This is a genomic window from Pseudomonas sp. RIT288 (genome assembly GCF_000631985.1).
Classification (GTDB): domain Bacteria; phylum Pseudomonadota; class Gammaproteobacteria; order Pseudomonadales; family Pseudomonadaceae; genus Aquipseudomonas.
In genome coordinates this window covers 652,527-658,856 of the sequence record NZ_JFYN01000012.1, presented here as the reverse complement: position 1 = coordinate 658,856, position 6,330 = coordinate 652,527, and the positions used below count along the sequence as shown (strand labels likewise).

Annotated in this window: 5 protein-coding genes; all 5 read right to left on the bottom strand. The window is 61.3% G+C overall.

Annotation, left to right across the window (positions count from 1 at the left end; all coding sequences use genetic code 11):
• Nucleotides 1-105 precede the first annotated feature (105 nt).
• Nucleotides 106-648, bottom strand: a complete 543-nt coding sequence (locus tag BW33_RS14600) for a DUF2058 domain-containing protein (protein ID WP_007968960.1) — start codon at nucleotides 646-648, stop codon at nucleotides 106-108.
• A gap of 26 nt (nucleotides 649-674) precedes the next feature.
• Entirely contained in the window at nucleotides 675-1,508 is an 834-nt protein-coding gene (mazG, locus tag BW33_RS14595) for a nucleoside triphosphate pyrophosphohydrolase (RefSeq protein WP_047599741.1), read from the bottom strand.
• 126 nt (nucleotides 1,509-1,634) lie between these two features.
• Nucleotides 1,635-3,878: a GTP diphosphokinase gene (gene relA, locus BW33_RS14590; protein ID WP_007968720.1), complete on the bottom strand. Its 2,244-nt coding sequence runs from the start codon at nucleotides 3,876-3,878 to the stop codon at nucleotides 1,635-1,637.
• Between the two features lie 101 nt (nucleotides 3,879-3,979).
• The gene (gene rlmD, locus BW33_RS14585; protein WP_047599715.1) at nucleotides 3,980-5,356 is read right to left on the bottom strand and encodes a 23S rRNA (uracil(1939)-C(5))-methyltransferase RlmD; all 1,377 of its coding nucleotides are present in this window, start codon (nucleotides 5,354-5,356) and stop codon (nucleotides 3,980-3,982) included.
• A complete protein-coding gene (gene cysM, locus BW33_RS14580) occupies nucleotides 5,356-6,258 on the bottom strand; it encodes a cysteine synthase CysM (RefSeq protein ID WP_026000780.1) in 903 nt (300 codons plus the stop codon). Before cysM ends, rlmD begins: the two co-directional genes overlap by 1 nt.
• Nucleotides 6,259-6,330 lie beyond the last annotated feature (72 nt).

The window sequence follows — 6,330 nt, the reverse complement described above, 5'->3', positions numbered from 1 at the left end:
ATCGCTGGACTGCGCAGCAGGCCCTGTTTCAAAAACAAGGGCCGCTTCGCGCCCCGGCGGGAGCAAGCTCCCTCGCCACAGTTGTGTTGTTACAGCCTTATCGGTTTACCACATCAGGTCATCCGGGATCTGGTAGGCCGCGTACGGATCGTCCTCGGCATTGACCTCTTCGGTCTGCACGTTGAGCTGCACGATACGCTGCGGGTCGCGCTCCTGGATCTTCAGGGCGGCTTCACGGGGGATCACTTCATAACCACCGGCATGGTGCACGATCGCCAGCGAGCCGCTGCTGAGCTTGTTGCGCATCAGCGTGTTGACCGAGATGCGCTTGACCTTCTTGTCGTCGACGAAGTTGTAGTAGTCCTCGGTGGTCAGCTTCGGCAGACGCGAGACTTCGATCAACTGCTTGACCTGCGCGGCACGGGCCTTGGCCTCGGCTTTCTCTTGCTGCTGACGGTTCAGTTCCTGGTCGCGCTTGACCTTCTCGGCCATGGCTTCCTGGGCGGCGCGCTGCTGCGAATCATCCAGCTCGGCCTGCCCTTTGTGGGCCAGACGCTGTTGCTTCTGCTTGTCTTTGCTGACCTGTTTGGCCTGCTTTTGATTGACCAGGCCTGCTTTGAGCAACTGGTCGCGAAGGGAAAGGCTCATTAATGCTTACTCACTTGGGCAACGGCTCAGCCGCAGCTGGGCAGATTCTTTTCCTGGCGTTTGGCTTCACCCCACAGGGCGTCCAACTCTTCGAGGGTGCAATCTTCCATGGGACGACGGGTGTCGCGCAATGCCTGTTCGATAAAACGGAAACGTCTTTCAAACTTGGCGTTGGCGCCACGCAGCGCGGTTTCCGGATCGACCTTCAGGTGCCGGGCCAGATTGACCACGGAAAACAGCAGATCGCCGATCTCCTCGGCCACTGCTTGCGGATCGTTTTCGGACATGGCTTCGAGCACTTCGTCGAGCTCTTCGCGCACCTTGTCCAGCACCGGCAATGCATCAGGCCAGTCGAAACCGACCTGCCCGGCACGCTTTTGCAACTTGGCCGAACGCGACAGTGCCGGCAACGTGGCCGGCACGTCATCGAGCAGTGACAGCTGCTCGGGCGCGGCAGATTTCTCGGCGCGTTCTTCGGCCTTGATCTCCTCCCAGCGCTGCTTGACCTGTTCTTCGCTCAGGCGCGGCACATCCAGCGGCGCGTACAGATCACCGGTGGGAAACACGTGCGGATGACGGCGGATCAGCTTGCGGGTGATGCTGTCGATCACCCCGGCGAATTCGAAGCGCCCTTCTTCCTTGGCCAACTGGCTGTAATAGACCACCTGAAACAGCAGATCACCCAGCTCGCCCTGCAAGTGATCGAAGTCGCCACGCTCGATGGCGTCGGCCACTTCGTAGGCTTCTTCGAGGGTGTGCGGGACGATGGTCGCGTAGGTTTGCTTGATGTCCCACGGGCAACCGTACTGCGGGTCACGCAGTCGGTTCATCAGGTGGAGCAGGTCTTCAAGGCTGTACATCATTTTCTGTCTCACCACAAAACCATTGTGGGAGCGAGCCTGCTCGCGAAAGCGGTGTGTCTGCGACAACCTTGTCGACTGACACACCCTCTTCGCGAGCAGGCTCGCTCCCACAGAAAAACGACATCACGGGGTACGGTTACGCCGCGTCTCGATGATGTTCGGCAACTGCGAAATCCGTCCCAGCAAGCGCCCCAGCGCATCCAGCCCCGGGATCTCGATGGTCAGCGACATCAGCGCGGTGTTGTCTTCCTTGTTCGAGCGGGTATTGACCGCCAGCACGTTGATCCGCTCATTGAGCAGCACCTGCGAGACGTCACGCAGCAGACCGGAACGGTCGTAGGCGCGGATGACGATGTCCACCGGATAGGTGAGCACCGGCACCGGGCCCCAGCTGACCTGGATGATCCGCTCCGGCTCGCGGCCGGCCAGTTGCAGCACCGAAGCGCAGTCCTGGCGGTGAATGCTCACGCCGCGGCCCTGGGTGATGTAGCCGACAATCGCGTCGCCCGGCAGCGGCTGGCAGCAGCCTGCCATCTGCGTCATCAGGTTGCCGACACCCTGGATCTGAATGTCGCCGCGCTTGCCCGGCTTGTAGCCAGTGGCCTTGCGCGGGATCAGCTCCAGCTGTTCGTTGCCGCGTTCCGGCTCGACCAGTTGCTGTGCGAGGTTGACCAGTTGCGCCAGACGCAGGTCGCCGGCACCGAGAGCGGCGAACATGTCTTCGGCGGTTTTCATGTTGGCCTTTTCGGCCAGCTTGTCGAAATCCACCGCCGGCAGACCGAGGCGATTGAGTTCGCGCTCGATCAGGGTTTTACCGGCCGCGACGTTCTGGTCACGGGCCTGCAACTTGAACCAGTGAACGATCTTCGCCCGCGCCCGCGAGGTGGTGACGTAACCCAGGTTCGGGTTCAGCCAGTCGCGGCTTGGCGTACCGTGCTTGCTGGTGATGATCTCGACCTGCTCACCGGTCTGCAGGCTGTAGTTGAGCGGTACGATCCGCCCATTGATCTTCGCGCCACGGCAGTTGTGACCGATTTCGGTGTGCACGCGGTAGGCGAAGTCCAGCGGCGTCGCGCCTTTCGGCAAATCGATGGCATGACCGTCCGGGGTGAAGATGTACACCCGATCCGGTTCGATATCGACCCGCAGCTGTTCGGCCAGACCACCGATATCGCCCAGCTCTTCGTGCCACTCGAGCACCTGACGCAGCCAGGAGATTTTCTCTTCGTAGTGGTTGGAGCCGGATTTGACGTCGGTGCCCTTGTAGCGCCAGTGCGCGCAGACGCCGAGCTCGGCTTCTTCGTGCATCGAGTGCGTACGGATCTGCACTTCGAGCACCTTGCCTTCGGGACCGATTACCGCTGTGTGCAGCGAGCGGTAGCCGTTCTCTTTCGGGTTGGCGATGTAGTCGTCGAATTCTTTCGGGATGTGCCGCCACAGGGTGTGGACGATGCCGAGCGCGGTGTAGCAGTCGCGCATTTCCGGCACCAGCACGCGCACGGCGCGCACGTCGTAGATCTGGCTGAACTCCAGCCCCTTGCGCTGCATTTTGCGCCAGATCGAATAGATGTGTTTGGCCCGGCCGCTGATGTCGGCGTCGACGCCGGTGGCCTGCAATTCGTCCTTGAGCTGGGTCATCACATCGCTGATGAAACGCTCACGGTCCAGCCGCCGTTCATGGAGCAGCTTGGCAATCTGTTTGTATTGATCGGGTTCCAGGTAACGGAAGGACAAGTCCTCCAGTTCCCACTTGATATGACCGATACCGAGTCGGTGCGCGAGCGGCGCATAGATATCGAAGACTTCCCGGGCGACGCGGTTACGCTTTTCGTCGTCAGCGGTTTTCACCGCACGAATGGCGCAGGTACGTTCGGCCAGTTTGATCAGCGCGACGCGAACGTCGTCGACCATCGCCACGAGCATCTTGCGCAGGTTTTCCACCTGGCCCTGAGTGCCCATCACCATCGACTGACGCGGGCTGAGGCTGGCACTGATCGCCGCCATTCGCTGCACGCCGTCGATCAGTTTGGCCACCACCGGGCCGAAGCGCTGGCCGACGGCCGCGAGCTCGATCTGGCCTTCGCGCACGCCGCGATACAGCACCGCCGCGACCAGCGAATCCTGATCGAGCTTGAGGTCGGCGAGGATCTCGGCGATCTCCAGTCCCGTGCTGAAACTGCCAGAGCCTTCGGCCCACAGATTCTTCTTGGCATTGGACTGTTGTTCGGCCTCGCGAGCGAACTCGCAGGCTTCTTTCAAGGCTTCGCGATCCAGTGCCATGTCGACACTGACCGCGTGATCGAGCCAAGCCTCGAGATTGATACTGCCGTCAGTGTTGATCGGCTGGTGTGCTCTCACCTGTACCATGCTGCTTTACCTTCCCTACGACGCAGATTCAATGCGTCAAATCGCTGACCCTCAACGCCCGTATGCGCTCGCGGGGCTAAAGCGAGCGCCGCCCGGACAGATCAGACGGATTCAGACGAGCCATCCTGGCTCGCTTCAAATAACGCCATGGCCTCGACATGTGCCGTTTGAGGAAACATATCGAGAATCCCGGCACGTTTTAACCGGTAGCCCTGCTTGATCAATTCGACCGTATCGCGCGCCAGAGTTGCAGGGTTGCACGACACATATACCAACCGTTTGGCACCCAGGGTCGCGAGCTTGCGCACCACCTCGAAAGCACCGTCACGCGGTGGGTCCAAGAGTACCGCAGAAAAGCCGTTTCCGATCCACTGAGCATCGGTCAAAGGCTGGGATAAATCGGCTTGAAAAAACTTTGTGTTATGCAAATTGTTGCTGGCAGCGTTTGCAGCGGCACGGTCGACCATGGTCTGCACGCCCTCCACCGCCACCACTTCACGCACACTTTTGGCCAGCGGCAAGGCGAAGTTGCCCAGACCGCAGAACAGGTCGAGTACGCGCTCGTCACCGGTCGGCTTCAACCAGTCCAGCGCCTGCGCGACCATGGCCTCATTGACCCCGGCGTTGACCTGAATGAAATCCCCCGGCCGCCAGGCCAGTTCCAGATTCCACTGCTCCAGTCGATAACCCAGCGACTGCGTGGCATCCACCGGTTGCGGCTCGCCTTCGCCCTGCAGCCACAGTTGCGCTGCATGGAACTGGCAGAAATCCTTGAGGATCGTCAGGTCGGCCTCGGACAGTGGCGCCATGTGTCGCAACAACACCGCCAACGATGAACCACTGAACAACTCGACATGCCCCAGCGCCTGCGGTTTGCTCAAACGACGGAGCATCTCCGGCAAACGGGTCATGATCGGTTGCAAGGGCTGTACCAGCACCGGGCATTCATTGATGGCGACGATGTCCTGGCTGCCGGCGGCGCGAAAACCGACTTCGAGCTGCTTCGCTTTCATGTCCCAGCGCACGGCGATCCGCGCGCGGCGGCGATAGCCGAATTCCGGGCCGGTCAACGGCGCAGCCCATTCGTCAGGCGCGACCCCGGCAACCTTCGACAATTGCTCGGCGAGCATGCGCTGTTTCAGGGCAAGCTGTTCGGCGTGGGGCAAGTGTTGCACGCTGCAACCGCCGCAGCGGCCGGCGTGCTGACAGGCTGCCGGACGACGCAACTCGCTGGCCTTGAACACGCGTTCGGTGCGCGCCTCGACTACTTTGCCGTGGGTACCGAGCACACGCGCCTCGACTTCTTCACCGGCGAGGGCGCCGAGGACGAACCAGGTTTTGCCTTCGAAAAACGCAATGCCGCGACCGTCATTGGCCAGGCGCTCGATGTTCAAGCGCTGCTTTTTGCCGGTCGGGATTTGCGCGGCCTTGCTGCCGCCAGTGGGCTGGAAGCGCAGGCCTCTCTCGTGCTTGGCCATCAGTTGGGCGCGTCGAAAATGCCGGTCGACAGATAACGGTCGCCACGGTCGCAGATGATCGCGACGATCACCGCGTTTTCAACTTCTTTGGACAGACGCAGCATCGCTGCCACCGCACCGCCGGAGGACACACCACAGAAGATGCCTTCTTCGCGGGCCAGACGCCGGGTGACGTCTTCGGCTTCGCTTTGCGCCATATCGACAATACGGTCGACGCGGTCGGCCTGATAGATCTTCGGCAGGTATTCCTGCGGCCAGCGACGGATGCCGGGAATGGCCGAGCCTTCCATCGGTTGCAGACCGACGATCTGCACGCTGTCGCTCTGCTCTTTCAAGTAGCGCGAGACGCCCATGATGGTGCCGGTGGTGCCCATCGAACTGACGAAATGGGTGATGGTGCCCTGGGTCTGACGCCAGATTTCCGGGCCGGTGGTGGTGTAGTGCGCTTCAGGATTGTCGCCGTTGGCGAACTGATCGAGCACCTTGCCACGGCCTTCGGCTTCCATGCGCTGGGCAAGATCGCGAGCACCTTCCATGCCCTCTTCCTGACTGACCAGAATCAGCTCGGCACCGTAAGCGGTCATCGCCGCCTTGCGCTCGGCGCTGGAGTTGTCCGGCATGATCAGGATCATCTTGTAACCCTTGATCGCGGCGGCCATGGCCAGCGCAATCCCGGTGTTGCCCGAGGTCGCTTCGATCAGCGTGTCGCCGGCATGGATCTGCCCGCGCAGTTCGGCACGGGTGATCATCGACAGCGCCGGACGATCCTTGACCGAACCCGCCGGGTTGTTCCCTTCGAGCTTGAGCAATAGGGTGTTGCTGGTGGCACCGGGCAGGCGCTGCAAACGCACCAGCGGAGTGTTGCCGACGCAATCGGCGATGGTTGGGTACTGCAGGGTCATGGCGTATTCGCAATCCAGACGTGCGGGGGCGCCTATCATACCGGCAAACGTTCACAGGCCATATCACGCAAA

Coding starts and splice junctions, on each gene's coding strand:
- mazG (WP_047599741.1), bottom strand. CDS start 1,508: ATGTACAGCCTTGAAGACCTGCTCCACCTGATGAACCGACTGCGTGAC.
- relA (WP_007968720.1), bottom strand. CDS start 3,878: ATGGTACAGGTGAGAGCACACCAGCCGATCAACACTGACGGCAGTATC.
- BW33_RS14600 (WP_007968960.1), bottom strand. CDS start 648: ATGAGCCTTTCCCTTCGCGACCAGTTGCTCAAAGCAGGCCTGGTCAAT.
- rlmD (WP_047599715.1), bottom strand. CDS start 5,356: ATGGCCAAGCACGAGAGAGGCCTGCGCTTCCAGCCCACTGGCGGCAGC.
- cysM (WP_026000780.1), bottom strand. CDS start 6,258: ATGACCCTGCAGTACCCAACCATCGCCGATTGCGTCGGCAACACTCCG.